General features: G+C 60.8%; 26 protein-coding genes. 25 read left to right on the forward strand and 1 reads right to left on the reverse strand.

The genetic code is table 11. The features are described 5' to 3' along the window. Nucleotides 1-46: 46 nt before the first annotated feature. The 16 genes from rpsH (at nt 47) to HWX48_RS03500 (ending at nt 10920) form a co-directional block, all read left to right on the forward strand. Nucleotides 47-445 (forward strand): 30S ribosomal protein S8, encoded by a 399-nt coding sequence (gene rpsH, locus HWX48_RS03425; RefSeq protein WP_175954658.1) that lies wholly within the window; start codon nt 47-49, stop codon nt 443-445. A 15-nt stretch (nt 446-460) separates the two neighbouring features. Beyond that, nucleotides 461-997: a 50S ribosomal protein L6 gene (gene rplF / locus HWX48_RS03430; protein ID WP_175954660.1), complete on the forward strand. Its 537-nt coding sequence runs from the start codon at nt 461-463 to the stop codon at nt 995-997. Further along, nucleotides 997-1368 (forward strand): 50S ribosomal protein L18, encoded by a 372-nt coding sequence (gene rplR / locus HWX48_RS03435; RefSeq protein WP_124869486.1) that lies wholly within the window; start codon nt 997-999, stop codon nt 1366-1368. Before rplF ends, rplR begins: the two co-directional genes overlap by 1 nt. Before the next feature lie 28 nt (nt 1369-1396). Beyond that, nucleotides 1397-2089 (forward strand): 30S ribosomal protein S5, encoded by a 693-nt coding sequence (gene rpsE / locus HWX48_RS03440; RefSeq protein ID WP_124869483.1) that lies wholly within the window; start codon nt 1397-1399, stop codon nt 2087-2089. After that, nucleotides 2089-2271, forward strand: coding sequence for a 50S ribosomal protein L30 (gene rpmD, locus HWX48_RS03445; RefSeq protein WP_124869480.1), 183 nt, complete (start codon nt 2089-2091; stop codon nt 2269-2271). The genes rpsE and rpmD overlap by 1 nt, the downstream gene beginning before the upstream one ends. A gap of 2 nt (nt 2272-2273) precedes the next feature. Then, nucleotides 2274-2756 carry a 50S ribosomal protein L15 gene (gene rplO, locus HWX48_RS03450; protein WP_175954664.1) on the forward strand — a complete coding sequence of 161 codons (483 nt, stop codon included), beginning with the start codon at nt 2274-2276 and terminating at the stop codon, nt 2754-2756. Nucleotides 2757-2955: 199 nt separating this feature from the next. Continuing rightward, nucleotides 2956-4248, forward strand: coding sequence for a preprotein translocase subunit SecY (gene secY / locus HWX48_RS03455; protein WP_175954666.1), 1293 nt, complete (start codon nt 2956-2958; stop codon nt 4246-4248). Continuing rightward, nucleotides 4245-4838 (forward strand): adenylate kinase, encoded by a 594-nt coding sequence (locus tag HWX48_RS03460; protein ID WP_175954668.1) that lies wholly within the window; start codon nt 4245-4247, stop codon nt 4836-4838. The genes secY and HWX48_RS03460 overlap by 4 nt, the downstream gene beginning before the upstream one ends. A 6-nt stretch (nt 4839-4844) precedes the next feature. Beyond that, entirely contained in the window at nt 4845-5711 is an 867-nt protein-coding gene (gene map / locus HWX48_RS03465) for a type I methionyl aminopeptidase (protein WP_175954670.1), read from the forward strand. A 285-nt stretch (nt 5712-5996) separates the two neighbouring features. Continuing rightward, a complete protein-coding gene (gene infA, locus HWX48_RS03470) occupies nt 5997-6218 on the forward strand; it encodes a translation initiation factor IF-1 (RefSeq protein ID WP_175954672.1) in 222 nt (73 codons plus the stop codon). A 48-nt stretch (nt 6219-6266) separates the two neighbouring features. Beyond that, nucleotides 6267-6380: a 50S ribosomal protein L36 gene (gene rpmJ, locus HWX48_RS03475; RefSeq protein ID WP_124869464.1), complete on the forward strand. Its 114-nt coding sequence runs from the start codon at nt 6267-6269 to the stop codon at nt 6378-6380. Nucleotides 6381-6530: 150 nt separating this feature from the next. Then, entirely contained in the window at nt 6531-6902 is a 372-nt protein-coding gene (rpsM, locus tag HWX48_RS03480) for a 30S ribosomal protein S13 (RefSeq protein ID WP_124869461.1), read from the forward strand. A gap of 56 nt (nt 6903-6958) precedes the next feature. Continuing rightward, a complete protein-coding gene (gene rpsK / locus HWX48_RS03485) occupies nt 6959-7366 on the forward strand; it encodes a 30S ribosomal protein S11 (RefSeq protein ID WP_124869458.1) in 408 nt (135 codons plus the stop codon). A 162-nt stretch (nt 7367-7528) separates the two neighbouring features. Further along, the gene (locus HWX48_RS03490) at nt 7529-8530 is read left to right on the forward strand and encodes a DNA-directed RNA polymerase subunit alpha (RefSeq protein ID WP_175954675.1); all 1002 of its coding nucleotides are present in this window, start codon (nt 7529-7531) and stop codon (nt 8528-8530) included. 49 nt (nt 8531-8579) lie between these two features. Then, complete coding sequence (gene rplQ / locus HWX48_RS03495) at nt 8580-9131, forward strand: 50S ribosomal protein L17 (RefSeq protein WP_175954678.1); 552 nt, start codon at nt 8580-8582, stop codon at nt 9129-9131. Between the two features lie 436 nt (nt 9132-9567). Continuing rightward, nucleotides 9568-10920 carry a DUF5979 domain-containing protein gene (locus tag HWX48_RS03500; RefSeq protein ID WP_175954681.1) on the forward strand — a complete coding sequence of 451 codons (1353 nt, stop codon included), beginning with the start codon at nt 9568-9570 and terminating at the stop codon, nt 10918-10920. A gap of 28 nt (nt 10921-10948) precedes the next feature. Here the strand turns inward: HWX48_RS03500 and HWX48_RS03505 are convergent, their stop codons facing one another. Continuing rightward, nucleotides 10949-11854: a CPBP family glutamic-type intramembrane protease gene (locus HWX48_RS03505; protein ID WP_175954684.1), complete on the reverse strand. Its 906-nt coding sequence runs from the start codon at nt 11852-11854 to the stop codon at nt 10949-10951. Nucleotides 11855-11973: 119 nt separating this feature from the next. Here HWX48_RS03505 and HWX48_RS03510 point away from each other — a divergent pair, with 119 nt between their 5' ends. The 9 genes from HWX48_RS03510 to rplM all read left to right on the forward strand — a co-directional run bounded on the left by HWX48_RS03510 (nt 11974) and on the right by rplM (nt 20792). Then, complete coding sequence (locus HWX48_RS03510; protein ID WP_254872939.1) at nt 11974-13275, forward strand: sensor histidine kinase; 1302 nt, start codon at nt 11974-11976, stop codon at nt 13273-13275. Continuing rightward, a complete protein-coding gene (locus tag HWX48_RS03515; RefSeq protein WP_254872940.1) occupies nt 13268-13921 on the forward strand; it encodes a response regulator transcription factor in 654 nt (217 codons plus the stop codon). Before HWX48_RS03510 ends, HWX48_RS03515 begins: the two co-directional genes overlap by 8 nt. Before the next feature lie 229 nt (nt 13922-14150). Next, entirely contained in the window at nt 14151-15488 is a 1338-nt protein-coding gene (locus HWX48_RS03520) for an SHIRT domain-containing protein (protein WP_175954688.1), read from the forward strand. A 201-nt stretch (nt 15489-15689) separates the two neighbouring features. Continuing rightward, nucleotides 15690-16538, forward strand: coding sequence for an ABC transporter ATP-binding protein (locus HWX48_RS03525; RefSeq protein WP_368483976.1), 849 nt, complete (start codon nt 15690-15692; stop codon nt 16536-16538). Further along, a complete protein-coding gene (locus HWX48_RS03530) occupies nt 16535-17182 on the forward strand; it encodes an ABC transporter permease (RefSeq protein WP_217701579.1) in 648 nt (215 codons plus the stop codon). The genes HWX48_RS03525 and HWX48_RS03530 overlap by 4 nt, the downstream gene beginning before the upstream one ends. Further along, nucleotides 17179-17850 (forward strand): ABC transporter permease, encoded by a 672-nt coding sequence (locus HWX48_RS03535; RefSeq protein ID WP_175954691.1) that lies wholly within the window; start codon nt 17179-17181, stop codon nt 17848-17850. The genes HWX48_RS03530 and HWX48_RS03535 overlap by 4 nt, the downstream gene beginning before the upstream one ends. A 10-nt stretch (nt 17851-17860) precedes the next feature. Beyond that, nucleotides 17861-18892: an ABC transporter substrate-binding protein gene (locus tag HWX48_RS03540; RefSeq protein WP_254872941.1), complete on the forward strand. Its 1032-nt coding sequence runs from the start codon at nt 17861-17863 to the stop codon at nt 18890-18892. 146 nt (nt 18893-19038) lie between these two features. Then, a complete protein-coding gene (locus tag HWX48_RS03545; RefSeq protein WP_175954693.1) occupies nt 19039-20124 on the forward strand; it encodes a tRNA pseudouridine(38-40) synthase TruA in 1086 nt (361 codons plus the stop codon). Nucleotides 20125-20348: 224 nt separating this feature from the next. Next, nucleotides 20349-20792: a 50S ribosomal protein L13 gene (rplM, locus tag HWX48_RS03550; protein ID WP_175954696.1), complete on the forward strand. Its 444-nt coding sequence runs from the start codon at nt 20349-20351 to the stop codon at nt 20790-20792. Nucleotides 20793-20835 lie beyond the last annotated feature (43 nt).

Here is a 20835-nt window from a genome sequence, read left to right on the forward strand (position 1 = left end):
CCCGGTACGCCGGAGAAACCGCGACGAGGAAGGGGAAATTTCCCCCATGACTATGACTGATCCCATTGCAGACATGCTGACGCGTCTGCGCAATGCGAACCAGGCGTACCACGAGTCGGTCTCAATGCCCTACTCGAAGCTCAAGGCCGCCATCGCGAACATCCTCGTCGAAGAGGGCTACATTGCCTCGATCGACGTTGAGGACGCCCGCGTGGGCCAGACCCTCACGCTCAACCTCAAGTACGGCTCCCGTCGTGAGCGCGCCATTGAGGGTGTCCAGCGAGTGTCGAAGCCCGGTCTTCGCGTATACGCCAAGTCCACCAACCTGCCCAAGGTCCGCGGCGGCCTCGGCGTGGCTATCCTGTCCACGTCCTCTGGCCTGCTTACCGACCGTCAGGCAGCCGACAAGGGTGTGGGTGGGGAAGTCCTCGCCTACATCTGGTGATAAGGAGGCTGGACAATGTCGCGTATTGGTAAGAACCCCATTGCCATCCCCGGTGGCGTCGATGTCAACATCGACGGCGCAGATGTGACCGTGAAGGGCCCCAAGGGTACCCTCACCCACACTGTCGTTGACCCCATCACCGTGGCAATTGAAGACGGACAGATCGTTGTGGCTCGCCCCGACGATGAGCGCCGTTCCCGTGCAATGCATGGCCTGACCCGCACCCTGATCGCCAACATGGTGATTGGTGTGACCGAGGGCTACAAGAAGCAGCTTGAAATCACCGGTACCGGTTACCGCGTGGTTGCAAAGGGCAAGGACCTTGAGTTCTCCCTCGGCTTCTCGCACACCATTCTCGTCCCCGCTCCCGAGGGTATTGAGTTCACCGTCGATTCCCAGACCAAGTTCACTGTGGCTGGCATCGACAAGCAGCTCGTGGGTGAAACCGCAGCTCGTATCCGTAAGCTCAAGAAGCCCGAACCCTACAAGGGCAAGGGTATCCACTACGTGGGCGAGACCATCCGTCGCAAGGTCGGAAAGGCTGGTAAGTGATGGCTTTCAAGATCACCGGCAAGGGCAAGGTTGTTGCACGCAAGCGTCGCCACCTGCGCCTTCGCAAGAAGATCTCCGGCACCGCCGAGCGTCCGCGCCTGGTCGTTACCCGTTCCAACCGTCACATGGTTGCTCAGGTCATCGACGACACTGTCGGCCACACCCTCGTGTCCGCCTCCACCCTCGAGGCCGATCTGCTCGCAGCAGAAGGCACCAAGGTTGAGAAGGCACACAAGGTTGGCGCCCTCGTTGCAGAGCGCGCTAAGGCTGCCGGCATCACCTCCGTGGTCTTCGACCGCGGTGGCAATAAGTACCACGGCCGCGTGGCGGCTGTCGCAGAGGCCGCCCGTGAGGGCGGACTCGAGCTGTGATGGCGTCTGAGGAAAGAGAGATCAACTGATGGCTGCACAGCAGCGAGGCAGGAACGGTCAGGAAGGCACTGAGCGCGCTGACGGCGAACGCCGTGGCCGCCGCGAGGGCCGGCAGGACCGTCGCGACAATCGTCGCGCCGAGGACAAGAACCAGTACATCGAACGCGTTGTCACCATCAACCGCGTCTCCAAGGTTGTGAAGGGTGGACGTCGTTTCTCCTTCACCGCCCTGGTCGTCGTTGGTGACGGTGAAGGCACCGTGGGTGTAGGCTACGGAAAGGCCAAGGAAGTTCCCCAGGCTATTTCCAAGGGTGTTGAGGAAGCGAAGAAGAACTTCTTCCGCGTTCCCATGATCCGCCGCACTATCACCCACTTCGTGCAGGGGCGCGACGCCGCCGGCGAGGTGCTCCTCCGCCCGGCAGCTCCCGGTACCGGCGTTATCGCCGGTGGTCCGGTTCGCGCCGTGCTCGAGGCCGCCGGTGTGCACGACGTGCTCACCAAGTCCATTGGTTCAGACAACGCAATCAACATCGTTCACGCAACCGTGGCTGCTCTCAAGCAGCTCGAACAGCCTGAGGCCGTTGCAGCCCGACGTGGCCTGCCCCTCGAGCGTGTTGCTCCCGCAGCAATGTTGCGTGCACGCGCCGAAGGTGAGGCCGAGGCTCGCGCCAAGGCTGAAGAAGCCGAGGCTGAGAAGGCCGCTGCAGGGGTGAGCGAGTGATGGCAAATCTGAAGATTACCCAGGTCAAGTCCACCATCGGCACCAAGCAGAACATGAGGGATACCCTGCGTACCCTCGGTCTGCGTAAGATCGGCCAGAGTGTCGTGCGTGAGGATACTGACGCTGTTCGCGGCGCAGTTCGCACCGTTCGTCACCTGGTGACCGTTGAGGAGGTCGACTGATTATGGCCAACTCCAAGGCTACTGAGGGCGCAACCGAGAAGGTTCGCGTCATCAAGCTCCACCACCTGCGTCCCGCTCCGGGCGCCAAGACCGCTAAGACTCGCGTCGGCCGCGGTGAAGGCTCCAAGGGTAAGACCGCTGGTCGTGGTACCAAGGGTACGAAGGCCCGCTACCAGGTGAAGGCAGGTTTCGAGGGTGGTCAGATGCCCATCCACATGCGCCTGCCCAAGCTGCGCGGCTTCAAGAACCCCTTCCGCGTTGAATTCCAGGTCGTCAACCTCGATCGCCTGCAGGAACTGTTCCCTGAGGGTGGCAAGGTGACCGTGGAAGATCTCGTTGCACGCAACGCAGTGCGTGACGGCCACGCCGTCAAGGTGCTGGGCACGGGCGATGTGACCGTCAAGTTCGACCTCGTGGTCGATGCTTGGTCGGCCTCCGCCGAAGCCAAGATCACTGCGGCTGGCGGTAGCCTCACGGCCCGCTGAAACGTGTGAGGAGGGGTGGTCCGGTGGTAAACCGGGCCACCCCTTTCCCCACGAATAGGACCAACGTCCTAAATGACTTTTTTGGAGTGACATCGTCTTGTCACCGAAACTCGCATATTTCCCCGTCCCTCGGGTACGCTTTCCACAGTCCTAATCCCGAGACCACGGGTTTTCCCCACAACACCGGAGGAGGAACGCCTTGCTCAGTGCGTTCGCGCAGGCATTCCGCACACCCGACCTTCGTCGGAAGCTGCTCTTTTCCCTGCTGATCATGGCCCTGTTCCGCCTGGGAACCTTTATTCCCGCACCAGGCGTGGACACCAAGGCCGTCCAAGCATGTTTGGCCCAACAGGAACAGGCGTCCCTGCTGGACCTCGTCAACCTCTTCTCCGGTGGCGCACTCCTCCAGCTGTCGATCTTCGCTCTGGGCATCATGCCCTATATCACTGCGTCGATCATCATTCAGCTGCTGCGCGTGGTCGTCCCCCGCTTCGATGACCTCCACAAGGAAGGCCAGATCGGGCAGGCGAAACTCACCCAGTACACCCGCTACCTGACGATCTTCCTTGGCGTGCTCCAGTCGACCACGACCATCACCCTGGCTCGATCGGGCGCACTGTTCCCGACCTGTCAGCAGAGCATCATTGCTGATGACTCTGTGACCAGCTTCCTTGTCATGGTGATCGTGATGACGGCAGGTACCTCGGTCATCATGTGGCTCGGTGAGCTCATCACTGAACGTGGTATCGGCAATGGCATGTCTTTGCTGATCTTCACCTCGATCACCGCCCAGCTTCCTTCGCAGCTGCTCTCCATCGGCCAGGGCGGTAACTGGAGCGCCGTCGCTGCCATCGTCGCAATGATCCTGGGCGTGACCATCGCTGTGGTCTTCATTGAGCAGGCGCAGCGTCGCATTCCCGTCCAGTACGCCAAGCGCATGGTTGGACGCCGCACCTACGGAGGCTCCTCGACCTACATCCCCCTGAAGATCAACATGTCGGGCGTTATCCCCGTCATCTTCGCTTCCTCGCTTCTGGCAATGCCTTCACTGGTGGCACAGTTTGGCGCTCAGGACGCTGACTGGGTGCTTTGGATCCGCACGAACTTCTCGTCTACCGCATGGCTGTACCTGACTGTCTACGCGCTGCTGATCCTGTTCTTTGCCTTCTTCTACACGTCGATCACCTTCAACCCTGAAGAGGTCGCAGACAATATGAAGCGCTACGGTGGCTTCATTCCTGGCTACCGCGCTGGTCGCCCCACCGCTGAGTACCTGCGCTACGTCGTCAACCGCATTACGAGCGCCGGCGCTGTTTACCTCGTGGTGATTGCGCTCCTGCCCTCTCTCCTGATCATTCCGCTGGGCCTTGGGGCTGGACAGATGCCCTTCGGCGGCACGACCCTGCTGATTATCGTGGGCGTTGGCCTGCAGACCGTGAAGGAAATCAACACGCAGCTGCAGCAGCATCACTACGAAGGCTTCCTCCGATGACAACCCTCATCTTGCTGGGCCCTCCTGGGGCTGGCAAAGGAACTCAAGCCAAGCGGATTGCCGAACGCCTCGGCATCCCGGCCATTTCGACTGGCGCCATCTTCCGGACCAACATGTCGGAAGGCACCGAGCTGGGTAAGCAAGCCGCCCTCTACATTGATCGCGGCGAGTTTGTTCCCGACTCCGTGACCAACCCGATGGTGAAGGCGCGCCTCGCAGCTCCCGACGCTCAGAACGGCTTCCTGCTTGACGGCTACCCTCGCACCCTCGATCAGGCGCACGTCCTGCGTGACATGCTTGCTGACCTGGGGATCACGCTCAACCTCGTCCTTGAGATTGAGGTTGACGAGGACGAGGTCGTCACCCGCATGCTCAAGCGCGCCGAGGAGCAGCACCGCACGGACGATACCGAGCCGGTCATGCGCCACCGCCTGGAGGTCTACCGCGAGCAGACCATGCCGATGGCGACCTACTACGCAGACCAGGATCTGCTAGAGGTTGTGGATGGCTCAGGCAGTATTGATGAGGTATCCGAACGGATCTTCGCCGTTTTGGATGCCTTGCCAACCTGCGAACGCACACAGGGCTGACCGGCAGTGGGCCGCATTGAACTCAAGACACGAGACCAGATTCGCTACATGCGTGAAGCTGGTCTCGTTGTCGCTCGGATTCATTCTGCGTTGCGTGCAGCTGCCGTCCCCGGCGTACCGACGGGCGAACTTGACGCGATCTGTCACGAGGTCATCCGCAATGCCGGTGCGAAGTCGAACTTCCATCGCTACTACGGCTACCCTGCCTCGGTGTGTATTTCCCCCAATGATGTGGTCGTTCACGGTATTCCCGGCGACTACGTCCTGCAGGCGGGTGACATTGTGTCCTTTGACTGCGGTGCCTTCGTGGAGCGCAGGGGGAAGCAGTGGCACGGCGATGCCGCCTTCACCATGATTATTGGCGAGGACGAGGCTGCCGGTCAGGTTGATGGGGTCGTCTTGCAGCGTCGCCGCGAGTTGGAGGCAGTGACCCGCGAGGCTATGTGGGCCGCGCTGGCAAGCCTTGCCAAGGGCAAGCGCGTGGGTGCTGTTGGAAACGCCGTTGAAGATGTTGTGGCTGCGAAGGCCGATGAGCTCGGCTGGGAAGCGGGCATCGTCGAGGAATTCACGGGGCACGGCATTGGCACTGCCATGCATCAGGCGCCCGATGTGCTCAATTATCGTGTGCGTGGGGTGACGGCCCGCCTCAGGCCCGGCATGGTGCTGGCTGTTGAGCCCATGCTGACCACCGGCGGGATTGACACCTTCACTGAGGATGATCAGTGGACGGTGCGGACCATGGACGGGTCGGATGCCGCCCAGTGGGAGCACTCGGTGGCAATCCTCGACGATGGTATTTCGATCCTCACAGCACCTGACGGGGGAGTGGCGGGTCTGGCTCCCTATGGTGTGACGCCGGTGCTCCTTGACTAAAGGCCCGGCGCGGGGCGGTACCGTGTGAGCAACGGAATGCCTCTGGGGCGTCAAGACGACGCCGACAGGCAGCCTGCGAAGAAGGGAGTGGGGGACCCCCACTCCCTTCTGCGCTAAAAGGTGAGGGAGTGAACAGTGTTGTTGACTACCACAAAACCCTGCGCATGGCCTATTGTGGATAGTCGGGCGTGTCCACGCATACCCGCATTCGGATGAGTGTCGGGCCGGGCGCGCTCTGCGGTAACACCGCGGTACTACTGGACATACTAAGGACAGACGGAGTTCATGGCGAAGAAGGACGGCGTCATCGAGATTGAAGGCACGGTTATTGAAGCCCTGCCTAACGCAATGTTCCGCGTGGAGCTGAGCAATGGTCACATTGTTCTTGGCTACATTTCGGGCAAGATGCGTCAGCACTACATTCGTATCCTCCCTGAGGACCGCGTTGTGGTGGAGCTGAGCCCCTACGACCTGTCCAAGGGCCGTATCGTTTACCGCTACAAGTAAACCAACCGACACGACAGCGCCATGCTGACATGGCGTGGAGGTATACCCATGAAGGTCAAGCCGAGTGTCAAGACGATCTGTGACAAGTGCAAGGTGATTCGTCGCCACGCTAAGGTCATGGTCATCTGCGACAACCCCCGGCACAAGCAGCGTCAGGGCTGAATCCTGATCCTGTAGCTGGAATTGGGGCCGAGAAGGCCCGTCAGCATCACACCAAACGTTGCCTAGCAACGACCCCCGGTTCGGAGGCCGGGGCCGGAGATCATCCGGATGGAGTGGTGACGACCTCCGAAAACCCACTGGAGAAACAAAATGGCACGTATTGCCGGCGTAGACCTCCCTCGCGAAAAGCGTATGGAGATCGCGCTTACCTACATCTACGGTGTTGGACGCACCCGCGCCAAGGAAACCCTCGAGGCCACCGGTGTGAGCCCCGACCTGCGCGTGAAGGACGCCACCGAGGACGACCTCGTCAAGCTGCGTACCTACATCGAATCCAACTACAAGGTCGAGGGTGACCTGCGCCGCGAGGTTCAGGCCGACATCCGCCGCAAGATTGAGATCGGTTCCTACCAGGGTCTTCGCCACCGCCGCGGCCTGCCCGTTCACGGCCAGCGCACGAAGACGAACGCTCGTACCCGCAAGGGCCCCAAGCGTACCGTCGCAGGTAAGAAGAAGAAGTAATAGACCCGGCTTGAGCTGCAGGCCCCTGTAGCTCTTCGACATCGAAGGAACTTTCAATGGCTACTAAGTCCACCCGCTCCTCCGCGTCGCGCAAGCCGCGTCGCAAGGTGAGCAAGAACGTCACCCACGGCAACGCCTACATTAAGTCGACGTTCAACAACACCATCGTCTCCATTACCGATCCCACCGGCGCCGTTATCGCCTGGGCTTCCTCCGGCCAGGTCGGCTTCAAGGGTTCGCGTAAGTCCACCCCCTTCGCCGCTCAGCTCGCTGCTGAGGCTGCTGCACGTCGCGCACAAGAGCACGGCATGAAGAAGGTTGACGTCTTCGTGAAGGGTCCCGGCTCCGGCCGTGAGACCGCGATCCGTTCCCTCCAGGCTGCTGGCCTTGAGGTCGGTTCGATCCAGGATGTCACTCCCCAGGCACACAACGGCGCTCGTCCTCCGAAGCGTCGCCGCGTCTGACCCGAGCCTGAGCGGGCTGTCCCCGTGCGCACGTACAGGGACAACCCCACGTCTGAGTGGCACTGCGCCCTCGGCTAAGTGGCCACTCCACACTCCCTTCCCCGTTCATCGGGACCCGCATCCGGCGTCATATGGCGGTCGCCGGGAAGAAAGGAACAAGACGTGCTCATTGCAGAGCGACCCATCCTGACCGAAGAAAAAGTCAGCGACTTCCGCTCCCGTTTCACCCTCGAACCCCTCGAGCCTGGCTTCGGCTACACGCTGGGTAACTCCCTGCGTCGTACCCTGCTGTCCTCGATCCCCGGCGCAGCCGTGACCTCCATCCGCATTGATGGAGTGCCTCACGAGTTCCGCACCGTTGAGGGCGTGAAGGAAGACGTTGCCGAAATCATCCTCAACATCAAGCAGATCGTCCTCTCTTCGGAGAACGACGAACCTGTCGTGATGTACCTGCGCAAGGCTGGCCCTGGCACAGTTGTGGCTGGAGATATCACTCCTCCTGCCGGCGTGGAGATCCACAACCCTGATCTGCACCTCGCCACCCTCAATGAGAAGGGCAAGCTGGAGATCGAACTGACCGTCGAGCGTGGCCGCGGCTACGTCTCTGCCGCTCAGAACAAGGATCCCCAGGCGGAGATCTCTCGTATTCCGATTGACTCGATCTACTCGCCGGTCCTCAAGGTGACCTACAAGGTCGAGGCCACCCGTGTTGAGCAGCGCACCGACTTTGATCGCCTCGTCATTGACGTGGAGACCAAGCCGGCCATTAGCCCCCGCGATGCTCTTGCCTCCGCTGGCAAGACCCTCGTGGAGCTCTTCGGCCTGATGCGCGAACTCAACGAGGAAGCTGAAGGTATTGAGGTTGGCCCGTCCACCACGGACGCCACCCTCGCTGCCGACCTGGCCCTGCCGATTGAGAGCCTGAACCTGCAGTCGCGTTCGTACAACGCCCTGCGCCGTCGTGGCATCCTCAACATCGGCGAACTCGTTGCTCACTCCGAGGCTGACCTGCTGGATATCCGCAACTTCGGCACCAAGTCCATTGAGGAAATCAAGGAAGCCCTGGGCGCCCTTGGTATGACCCTCAAGGATTCCCTGATGCCGTCCATGCCCGGCGAGGGCGACTCCGGTTCGATCCAGTTCAGCGACGACCAGTCCTTCTGACCCTGGGCGTCGCCAGACGCTCGACTTCATACTTTTGTAGGAGACACCAATGCCCACCCCCAAGAAGGGTGCTCGCCTGGGCGGCAGCCCGGCACACCAGAAGCTGATCCTGGCTAACCTGGCCACGCAGCTCATTGAACACCGCGCCATCACCACCACCGAAGCTAAGGCCAAGATGCTGCAGCCTTACGTGGAGAAGATGGTGACCAAGGCTAAGCGTGGCGATCTGCACGCTCGTCGTACCGTTGCTAAGCGCATCACCAACAAGGATGCTCTCTACGAGCTCTTCGACGTGATCGTTCCCGCCATGGATGCTGAGCGTAAGGGCGGTTACACCCGCCTGACTCGCGTTGGCTACCGTAAGGGCGACAACGCTCCTCTGATGCGCATCGAGTTCGTCATGGAGCGCCTTGAGAAGAAGGCTGTTGTGGCCGCTGCTGAAGCTACCGTTGCTGCTGCAGAGAAGAAGGCTGAAGAGGCTAAGGCTGAGGAAGCCAAGGCTGAAGAGCCCGCAGTTGAGGAAGCTGCTGCCGAAGAGGCTGCAGTGGAAGAGGCTGCTGTTGAGGCTGAGGCAACCGAAGAGGCTGCTGAAGAGAAGTGAGTGTTCCGGTACTGAGGTACCGTGCATGACCTGATGTGAGGCTGGGGCCCAGGATCGTAGGATCCTGGGCCCCAGCCTTTTGGTGTGTTTTGCCTGGTCCTGGAGCTGACCATGGTGGGTTTCTGGCGTGACAAGCGGAAAGTGTGCGACCTTGGGCCCTCTTGTCAGACAAGAGGGGGTGTGTCCTGTGACATAGTTTTGGAGGCTCTGTTTCACTGCTGTGAAAAGTAATTTATGTGGCGCCCTCGTGAATAATGCATCCTTCGAGGTCGGAGGATATTTGATGGGCGGACTTTGATCATTATTCACGCCCCCGGTGAAAAATGGCTCAATTCTTGCAGCATGCTAGCAAAGGCAAAACCACCCGACTAGGGTCAGGGCAATCCTGGCGAGGATGCTCGGAGGTCGAGCATTCATCTCAATGAAGGAGAGAATGATGATGACCAACACGACCGTGCCCCCACCGCAGAGCACACTTTCACGCATACGACAGCTCGGAGGAATCCTCGGCCTTTCCGTAGCCGCCCTGAGCCTCGTGCTATCCGGAGGGGGAACCCCACCAGCTTTCGGCGCCGACGAGACATCTCAAACAGACACACCAACAAACGCCTCCACCCCCGCCACTGAAGACGACGCGGGAACCTCGTCAATGACAACCCGTACGCCCACCGTCCGTCAGGTTGACGAGGAACGCTTCGAAGTCGCTACAACGGCGCGCGTCGACTTCATGATGAACGACAAGCCTGATCTTGAGAACAAGACCTTCACCTACTCCTACATCTGCGGGGCCGACACGGGCACTGTCGTCACAAAGGGAGACCGGGTGCCTGTGCAGACCACTCAGACCTTCCCCATGGGAACAAAATGTACGGTCACGTTAGATACTACGAACATCGAGATTCCCCACTACCGCAACAGTATCCCCAAGCCGATCACCCTCACCATTGGACCCGAACTACTGACCGTTGAGATGGAAATCGACTACTCACTCAAGGGAGCAGGTATAGCGCTGGAGGTCACCGCCACGGGCGTGCCCATGCTCGACGGCAGGGGATACCAATTCGCCTACGAATGCACCTTCAACGGGGAAACAATCGTGCCAAACGGATGGCCCCCAATCCTTGAAGCATCGGCCAACGAGGGCCCAGCCGTGAGTAACCTGGCGCTGCCGGTTGGCACCGTGTGCACACTGACCGAGGACGTCGACAAGGGGCACGTCCGAAGCCATACCTTGGAAGTCAACAGTCCTATCACCCTGACACTTGACACGGAAGGGGACCACACGCTGTTCCTCTTCAAAAACGTCTACACCCGGGACACTGGAACTTTCCGGATTATTAAGTCCTCGATGGGGGCGGACACGAAGAAGAAGTTGTACACCTTCAACTACACCTGTGGGAATGAAACGGGGCAGATCATCACTCCTGGTGATGGTGGTCCGACCGGGTCGAAGGTGTATTTTCCGACGGGTACGGAGTGCGCGGTCAGTGAAGAGCTGAGTACGGCTGAGATTCCGGGCTACACACTCACGCCTGCTCCGCCGCAGACCTTCACCATTAATGACAATGGAGAAACGCCTGATCTGACATTCGTCAACACCTACGTGAAGAAGTCAGCGACGCCGACCCCCAATACACCTGATAAACCAGGCGCGACTAGGCCCGGTAGCACCAAGCCAGGAGGCACCATCGCTTCGACCGGCACTGACGCTGGCGTCTTCGGAGCCCTAGCCGTGCTCATGCTCATTGTGGGCGGGGCGCTCGTCCTCACCCGACGCAACCGACACTAGCCTCGGCAAATCCCGCAGCGCCCGGTAGCTAGCGGCCGTACGGTCCGTGGGCGGCAACCTCGTCCCACCGGGCGCGCGGGATGACACGAGCAACCACCAGCCCAGCAACAAGGAAAACCAACCCGCTGACGATGACGAAAAGCATCGTATTCGTATCCAATGCAAAGCAAAGGCTGAGCAGCATACCGCCCATGTGCATGCCGCCGTGCACCCCCACAGCAGCCCAGGTACTGCGCAACAGTACCGCCAGATAACCGGCAAGCGCCGCAAAACCTAAGGGAAGGATCAGGTAGAGCACCCGATCAAGGACGCCTTGTTGAGGGCCGTGGGACAGCAGGTGAAGGACCGTGAATGCTGTGACCGACATCCACAGCGCACGCTGCGGGCGCTCCGACAAGGACTGCATGAGGTAACCGCGGAAGAGTACCTCCTCCCCGAAACCTTGAAGGAGGAACGCCTGCCCGATAAACATCATCACGATCAGCGCGACGGGGGCGTCAGCAGGCCCAGCGTGCGCGCCAGATACCGCAGACACTGCGCCCAGCGCGTAGAGCACGAAGGCTGTCCCCCACACAATGGCGATGGCGAGCAGCGTCCCGCACAGGAGGGAAACAATGCCTCGGGTATTCACACGAAGGCCCAGGGCAGAAAAGGTCCGGCGATCCAGCACGCGGATAAACATCGCAGCGAAGGCAAGCATCATGAGTCCCACGCTGAACTGCGCGCTGAGATTCGCCACGGTGTTCACCAGGTAATTGCTCGACTTCAACCATTCCCTGAAGGCGGGAATCGACGAGATCACCATGATCGGCACGTAAGCGGCCAACATGGCGATCATGGTCATGAGGATCCGTGCCCAGGCGGGCAGACGTGGACTGCGAGAAAAAGAGGACGCGGCGGGCGCGGAGGCAGAAGAAAGAGTGTGAGTATCCATAGCTCCACGGTATGGAGATGCCCCAGCGCCAACGAGTGCCCGCCGTCGGGACTTCTCTGGAAAGAATCATGACCACGGTCATGGGACGGCGTGACCGTCGCTCATCTAGGGTGTCACCTATGGGCATCCTAAACGGCACTCCTTTGGGTGGGCGTACAGACGTCCAGCACGTCGGTCACACCATGATGGCAATACTCCAGGTGCTGGCATTCCTGAGCTATATCGCCTTCTCGGCAACAATTCTTGCCATCGTCGATGACGATGAACTGCTTCCTGCTCTCCTCCTGCCTGCGGCAGGGGTGATCGTGGGCGTGCTGTGGATCGTGCGCCATCGCCTGCCTCAAGGGCGAGGGCGAGCCGCCTGCTCGATTCTCGTCCTTCTCCTCCTCCTAATCCCCAGTGTCATTGGGCAGCTCGGCTTTAACGTCCCCTTCCTCCTGGTGGCGCAGGCGCTGCTCGTGATCGATGTGGGATTGTGGGCCGGGCTGCTGGGTAATGCGATCGTGGCCGCTACAGGAATGATTGTTCTGGCCAGCCATGGGGAGCTGAGCACCGCCCTCGTCAATGGGCTGCTGGTGTTCATCCTCACGACGGTGGGGACCGCCCTGGGCCTGCTCCTGGTTCGCTACGAGGCGCTCGTTGCCGACCAGCAATCCATGATCAGCGAACGTGACGCCGCCTTAGTGCGAGCCGAACGCCAGGCCGTCCTTGAAAAAGAACTTGTCCTCGCTGAGGAGCGAGCCCGCGCCGCACACGAGCTTCATGACGGGCTGGGGCACCGACTGACGCACATCGGCATGAGCCTCGAGTTCGCCTCCCGCGTGAGGGATTCTGATCCGTCAGCAGCGTGGGCAGAGATCGCCGTCGCTCAACGGACCACTCGCGAGGCCGTGGGCGAGATGCGCACCTGGGTGCGGGCGTTGAGCCCGGCCATTGGCGAGGGCGAGCGGGGAGTGGCGGGCCTGGATGCGGTGGCGGCTTCCTTCCGTGGGACCGGGGTACATGTGGATGTTGAGGACCGCCTAGGAGAAAGAGCGCTGGAGCAGATTGAGGATGTTGTGATCCATCGCGCCGTCCAGGAAGGCCTGACGAATGCCCTGCGCCACTCTCACGCGCGTCATGTCACCATCACAGTTGCTTGCGTCGAGGGCGGCATTGAAATGCGCATGGTGAATCGAATCGCCCCCGAGCTGCTGGCGGCCATCCCCGCCTCGGCAGTAGGGGAAAGGGGCGGCCCCGCAGCAGGTTTTGGGATTGGCGGACTCGCCGATCGTGCGCGTGAACTTGGAGGATGGGTCCGGGCGGGCCGTGACAACGCGGAGTTTGTCCTCCACCTCTTCCTTCCCAATCAGCCGCCTGCGACCGATGGCGCGGCTAACGGAGCGTCCGGCGCGAAAAAGAGGGGAGCGGAAGATGCGTGAAGAGCAGATGATTCGTGTGCTCGTCGTGGATGACCATCAGTTGCTGCGCCGCGGCCTGGTCATGCTCTTTGGGACAGTGCAGGGAATCGAAGTCGTTGCTCAAGCAGCTCACGGTGCAGAAGCCCTGGCCGTCTTAGGATTGCTGCCTGTTGACGTAGTGGTGACCGACGCCAAGATGCCAACAATGGACGGTATTGAGCTGACGCGCCGCTGTCAGGAACTGTATCCGGATCTTCCTGTCTTGGTTCTGACCACCTTCGATGAACCGCACCTCGTGCAGGGGGCGATTGGTGCGGGAGCTGCTGGGTTCTTGCTCAAGGATGCTTCGATTGAGGCGCTAGCTCAGGCGGTGCGGGCGGTCGCTGATGGCGGGATGGTGATTGACCCGCGGATTGCGAGGCTCGCCCTCGCCTCTTCTGCTGACGAGGGGGCCACCGAGGCCCCTATTCTTGCGGTGTTGACCCCAACGGAGCGTGAGGTCGCTGTTTTAGTGTCGGAAGGCTTGTCCAATCGGGCGATTGCGGAGCGAATGGTCCTGGCTGAGGGGACGGTGAAAAACCATGTGTCGTCGTTGCTGCGTAAGTGTGATGCGCCTGATCGGACTGCTCTGGCGTTGACACTATATAAGGCGTTTCATTCCATCTAGTGACATATAAGCTCCAGCTTATTTAGGAATTTGGAATACCTGGGAAAATGTGCACGATGGCTATATCAAGATAAGTGCAATGATAGATGTTGTGTGTTTTCGCACGTCGAGTTTAGTTTTGAGTGGGGTGTGAATTCCGGGGTATAGCTTTACTATGTATTCAGCGAGTTCTACTATGGGGACTTGCCTCACAGGGTTCTGTGATTGTTTATTGATGAGGATGGTTTCTATGACTCTGGTCCCGACTACGACTGCGCAGATAGTGTCTCAAGTTGGAAAGTTAACTGCTGCTACTGCGGCTGTGGTAGCGATGTCCCTGGGCATGACGGTTTCTTTTCCTTCTGCCGCCCATGCTTCTGATGACATCACAAGTCGACTGCAAGTGTCGGTGACTGCGTCGGCTGACTCCGCTACGTCTGATATCTCGCTTAGTGAGAGTGATAGTTTTCGGGGGCTGATTTGCCTTCATGACAAGGAAATGTATTCCTTGGCCTACAAGGGATCAGTGAGCCTGCCGCCCATTGGGAGGAGTCTTGACTCGGTTGTGAAGCAAGCATTCGTCGCTTCTCCTATTCCTGACAACAAACGCACTGAGACCGTGGATAACGCAAAGATTGCGGGAACAATTGTTGCCACAACGGTGCTGGATGTGGACATTGATATCAATAAGGAAGCACTGACTGCTGAGGCCATGCTTGCGGCGCACCGGGCGGCGAATCCCGGTCATCCTGTTGCCGCAGTTCTGCTCCCTACGGCCGTAAATATTGAAGGCCGCTCTGTTCGGGTGACCTATAGCATTGCGGAAAACACTGCTCTGCGTACAGTTATGGATGGTGCTCTTGGGCGCGCTGAGATGTTTCTGGCGTTCCCTTCTGGAGCTTTTTCTATGACCCGTGACAATGTTGGAAAGGGCACAGACTTCGCTTCTAGCTTTTTTAACATTGAGGGGTCTTTCCGTTCTGAGCTAAGCCATGAGGGGACTAGCCACGTCCTGACTCTCAATATGGAAACGGCTGATGCATCCATTCCTACAGTAAGTCTTTCGCGTAAAATCACCCCTGCACTTTCTGTCGCCTATGTTTCTGGCACAGCCAATAAGGACCTCCCTGCTGAGCTTGTTAACAAGGCTCCCGGCCGCGTCGACTATCCCACCGTGGATGCCAAGCCTCAGGCTCCTGCTGCCCCCGTAGAAAAGACCTTCAAGGCCGCAGATGGCACCTGGACCTTCAGCTCCTACCGTCCCGCTGCTACTGCCTCGGTATGTGGTATCTCCTTCTACGAAGGCGTGTGGACCTTCGCCTCCGATACAAAGGATGACCAGGGCACCCAACCCGCTCCCAAGGACACCCCTAAGGCCAAGGATGACGACTCATCCAAGAAGCCGAACACTAACAATGCGGACAAGCCTGACTCGGGCCAAGTCACGCCGAAGAATGTTGGTCAAGCCAAGGCCGACTCCGCCCACAAGGGCCTCGCCCGCACTGGTTTCGGCGTTGGTATCGCCGCCACGGGTCTTGTCCTCCTCATCACCGGCGCCGGCGCTCTCCTCATGCGCCGTCGCGCCTGACCAGCTCACAACGCTTGAGCAACTCACTCACGAGATGAGATGACCACAAGCGACTGATGGGTGGAGGCCTCTTGAGGCCTCCACCCATCAGTGTCTTAAGCGGGGAATCTCTCAAAGAAGTATGATCGCCGCCTGTGATGCTGCCGGACATACTGGTACCTGATAGCGTTCATTACACCCGTGAAGCTGAAGAAAACGAGCATGACAATGATCGAATTCAGATCTGTCTCCAAAACCTATCCCGGCGGAGTGGTTGCCGTACGCGACTTCTCCTTGACCATCCACTCCGGACGTTCCGTTGCCTTCCTCGGCTCCTCAGGTTCAGGAAAGACCACGCTTCTACGCATGGTCAACCGCATGGTCGACCCCACCAGCGGCACCGTCCTCATTGAAGGTGACGACGTATTGACACGAAACGCCGTCGAACTACGCCGCTCCATCGGCTACGTCCTCCAGGCTGGAGGCCTCATGCCACACCGCACGGTTGCTGACAATATTGCCACCGTACCGATCCTCAACGGCATTCCCAGACGCCAAGCGCGAGCGACGGCCTGCGAACTCCTTGAACGCGTCGGCCTCGACCCGGCGCTCGCCCAACGCTACCCCTTCGAACTCTCCGGCGGGCAGCAGCAGCGCGTCGGCGTGGCCCGCGCCCTCGCTGGCGACCCGAAGATCCTCCTCATGGATGAACCCTTCGGAGCCGTCGACCCGATTGTCCGCCGCGAACTCCAAGACGAACTCATTCGCCTTCAAGACGAGATCGGCAAGACCATGATCTTCGTGACCCACGACGTTGACGAGGCCTTCCGTGTCGCCGACGAGGTCGTGGTCCTCCAAGAAGGCGGCCAGATCGCCCAATACGGCACTCCTGAAGAAATCGTGGCCTCACCCGCCAACGAGTTCGTCGAAAAATTCATTGGCGCCTGCCAAAGCGAACGCCAACTGGAGATCAAACTCCTCAACGGACGCAATGTCGTCCTCGACGCTGCTGGGACACCACTCGGCGTCGTCAAGGGCGCCCCTACCCTCGATCGTCAGGGCGCGCTGTGAGCTGGCTACAGCAGAACTGGATGATGGTGGTGGATTACCTCATCGCACACCTGTGGTTGAGTATCCCACCGATTATCGCCGCCTCCCTCCTTGCCATCCCCATCGGGAGGCTAGCCTTCCGCTACCCCAGGGTGGGCGGCTCAATCCTCAGTGGCGCCACCCTGCTGTACGCTATCCCCGCACTGCCACTGCTGGTCATCATCCCAGCCGTGTTCGGGGTGCCACTGCGTTCCCCAATCACCATGATGATCGCGCTGACACTGTACGGGCTCTCCCTCATGGTGCGTACCGCCCTCGACGCTTTTAACTCCGTGGATCACCGCGTCCGCCAAGCTGCGGTTGCCCTGGGCAACTCTCCGCGCTCAATCTTTTGGAAGGTTGATCTGCCGCTCGCTGGACCGGTGCTCGTTGCCGGCATCCGCGTGGTCGCGGTCTCCACCATTGGGCTGGTGCCGATCGGTGCGCTCATCGGCATTCCCAGCCTGGGGTCCCTACTCACCGACGGTTTCCAACGAGGTATTAGCCAGGAAATCTGGGTTGGCGTCATCGCCACCATGCTCCTGGCAATGCTCATCGACGTGCTCTTGCGGGCGGGAGCCTCGATTCTGATGCCGTGGACGCGGCGAAGGAGGGCCCGCGCATGAGCCTCATTATCGCCGCCATCGTATGGCTGACAACGCCAGGCCACTGGATGGGGAATGCTGGCATCCTCGCACGCATCCTCCAACACCTCATGATCTACGGCATGGCACTCGCGATTGCCGCCGCAATCGCTCTGCCCGCGGGCCTCATCATTGGCCACACGCGTAAAGGCACAGGTTTCATCGCGGCAATGACGGGCGCCGCCCGTTCCATTCCCACCCTGGGCCTGCTCACTCTATTCGGCTTGTGGCTGGGGATCGGCGTGGGTGCGCCCCTGCTCGCCCTCGTCATTTTGGCGATCCCCTCCCTGCTGGCAGGCGCCTATTCCGGAGTGCAGGCGATTGATCCAGCGATCCCGCTGGCTGCCCGCGCTATTGGCATGAACCGCGCGCAGGTGCTGTGGGGCGTGGAGCTCCCCCTAGCCCTGCCCACCATCATTGGAGGCATTCGCGCCGCCTCGATCCAGATTATTGCGACCGCGACCCTGGCCGCCTACACCTCCGACTTGGGGCTCGGACGCTACCTCTTTATCGGCTTGAAAACGCGTGACTACCCGCAGATGCTGGGTGCGGCGCTCCTCGTGACGCTGTTGGCATTGATTGTCGAGGTCGGACTCGGCCGCCTCCAGAAAGTTTCAAGCCGCCGCGCTCAGCCGACCACCGCACGTTAAAGGACACGCCATGGGTCTCTTTTCACGCCAGCATGATTCCGATGCCGCGCACCTTCACGACCCCCAGGCGGGGACGGAGCACATGCGCGCTAGTGGTAGCGGCGCTTCCCGCGCTCGCACTCGCTTTGCCGTCCCTCGCGCGAGCCGCAAGGGTATGGGCATCCTCGCCACCGCAGCCGCCCTCGTCCTTGGTGCCTGCGCGGCATCCGACCCTTTCGGCGAGGCTGGCGCCGACACCGCAGCCCCAATGGGTGCGATCGTTGTGGGCTCGCAGGACTACTACTCCAACGAGATCATTGCTGAGATCTACGCTCAAGCCCTTGAAGCGGAAGGATTCACCGTCGATCGACAACTGCGCATCGGCCCACGCGACGTCTACCTGCCCGAGATTGAGGCCGGACACATCGACGTCTTCCCTGAATACAGCGGGAACCTGCTGCAGTATTGGAAGCCTGAGACTCAAGCCCGCCAGGCTGACGAGGTCATCACCGAGCTGCAGGCCGCCGCGCCCGCTGGGCTGCGTGTCCTTCCCGCCGCGCAAGCCAGCGATCAGGACTCCTACACCGTCACCCGCGCTTTCGCTGACAAGTGGGGGCTGAAGTCGATCTCTGACCTGTCGAAGGTCACTGATCCGCTGCTGCTTGGCGCGAACTCTGAAGCCCAGGAACGCCCCTACGGCCCAGCGGGCTTGGCGGCCACCTACGAGGTCGACATCTCCTTCACGCCCATCGAAGATAGCGGCGGCGCACTCACGGTGAAGGCACTGCTTGATGGCGATATCCAGCTGGCAAATATCTACACAGCTGACCCCGCGATCGCCACCCATAACCTTGTCACGCTTGAGGACCCCAAGGGCCTGTTCCTTGCCTCAAATGTGGTGCCTCTGGTCTCCGAACGTCTCAGTGAGGAGGCCGTGACCACCCTGAATGCGGTGAACGCCCAGCTGACAACCGATGATCTTGTCACCCTTAACTCCCGCAGCGTGAATGAGGGCCTGCCCGCCGGGGTGCTCGCCGCCCAATGGCTTGAGCAACACCGCTAACATTAAAGAGACTGGCCAAGTGCGGACACGGAAATGACCTGCCTGAGCTTGCGGCCGTGGCCAGCCAATGGCCCGGGAGATGTAGGTCAGACTCGGGTAGCTGGAGCCAGGCTTAGACGGCGGACACGAACAGGGGGAGGGCCAGGATGGGGACCGCAGAGGTAGACGCGTCGGCGCAGAGCCCACTCACCCAGCGCCTGCGCCTTGACCTGGCCTATGACGGCACCCTCTTCCACGGGTGGGCAGCTCAGCCGGGCCTGCGCAGCGTCGAAGGAGAGATCACCGAGGTCCTCAGCATGATCGCTCGCAGGCCCGTGACCCTCACCGTTGCCGGTCGCACCGACGCCGGAGTGCACGCCAGCGCTCAGACCGCCCACGTTGACCTGCCTGCCGCCGTGTGGGACAGCGCTGTGCGAGGCCGCAGTGCCCCGAGCGGGGGCAATGCTGCGCGTGGCGCTACCAACGAACCCATTAACAATGCCGCCCCTGAAACCGCCAATGATCTGGTCACCGATGCCGCCAGTGAGGTGGGCAGCCCGCAGGCACAAGACGCGGCCAGCAACCGTCTGGCCCACCGTATCAATGGCATGCTCGCCCGCCGCTACGCCCAGTTTTACCAGGAGCGAGGCATGCGGGTGCCTCGTGGAACAAGCGACATTCTTATCCACGCTGCACGCCCCGTATCCACCGACTTTGACGCCCGATTCAGCGCCACCGGCCGCACCTACATCTACCGCATGAGCGACGGGCAAGCCGCTCGCAGCCCCCTGCGTCGCCACGACGTCCTCTGGCTGGGCGGGGCAAGCGTGAACGTCGACGCAATGAACGAAGCCGCCGCCGCCCTCCTCGGCGAACACGACTTCCTGTCCTACTGCCGCCCTCGTGAAGGGGCCACCACCATCCGCACCCTGCGCACCCTGTGTTTCCGACGTGACGACGAGGGAGTGGTGGAGGCGCAGGTGGAGGCCGACGCCTTCTGCCACTCCATGGTGCGCTCGCTCGTAGGAGCCGCCATTGAGGTGGGCAGCGGGAGGCGCGAGGTGGGGTGGATGGCGGAGCTGCTTGCCGCGCGCTCGCGGGAGCAGGCTGCCCCCATCGCTCCCGCTCATGGCCTGACCCTGTGTCGTGTGGACTATCCGCCGGCGGAGGAGTGGGCGGCGAGGGCGACTGCGGCGCGGCGTCGGCGTGACGAGGTCGGCGTCGACGCGGGCGCTGGGGAGTGCTGCGACTAGGTCGGGTGGAGTCTGCCACAGTCCCGGCAAGGCTTTGACCGAAGATGTTCTGCGCGGCTAGACTAATGGACGCTGTGCGTCAGCAGCATTATCGGTGCCTTCCCACTCGCCGAATGCATGAACGCTGACGCTTCGCGCTAACCGATCTCATCGTGAGCGTGCTCGGCCCCGTATTGCAGTGGCTCCGGCGCGTTCCATGACAGAAAGAATTGAAGGTTACGCCCGTGCGCACCTATTCACCCAAGCCTGGGGACGCTAACAAGCAGTGGTACGTCATCGACGCCACTGATGTTGTCCTGGGTCGTCTGGCGTCTCATGTCGCCACCCTCCTTCGTGGGAAGCACAAGCCGACGTTCGCCCCTCACCTGGATATGGGCGACTACGTCATCGTCATCAATGCTGACAAGATTGCTCTGTCGGGCAAGAAGGCCGAACAGAAGATGGCTTACCGCCACTCCGGCCGTCCCGGCGGTCTTCGCGCCGTCAGCTACCGCGACCTCCTCGCAGAGCGCCCTGAGCGCGCAATCGAGAAGGCCGTTCGCGGCATGCTTCCCCACAACAGCCTCGGCCGTAAGCAGCTCAAGAAGCTGCACGTCTACGCAGGTGCTGAGCACCCGCACGCAGCCCAGGCTCCCGTCCCCTTCGAAATCACCCAGGTCGCCCAGTGAGCGCGTCGCGCTTCTGAGCACTACGAACTGCACTGAGGAGAAC

The organism is Schaalia sp. Marseille-Q2122 (genome assembly GCF_903645355.1).
GTDB lineage: Bacteria > Actinomycetota > Actinomycetes > Actinomycetales > Actinomycetaceae > Pauljensenia.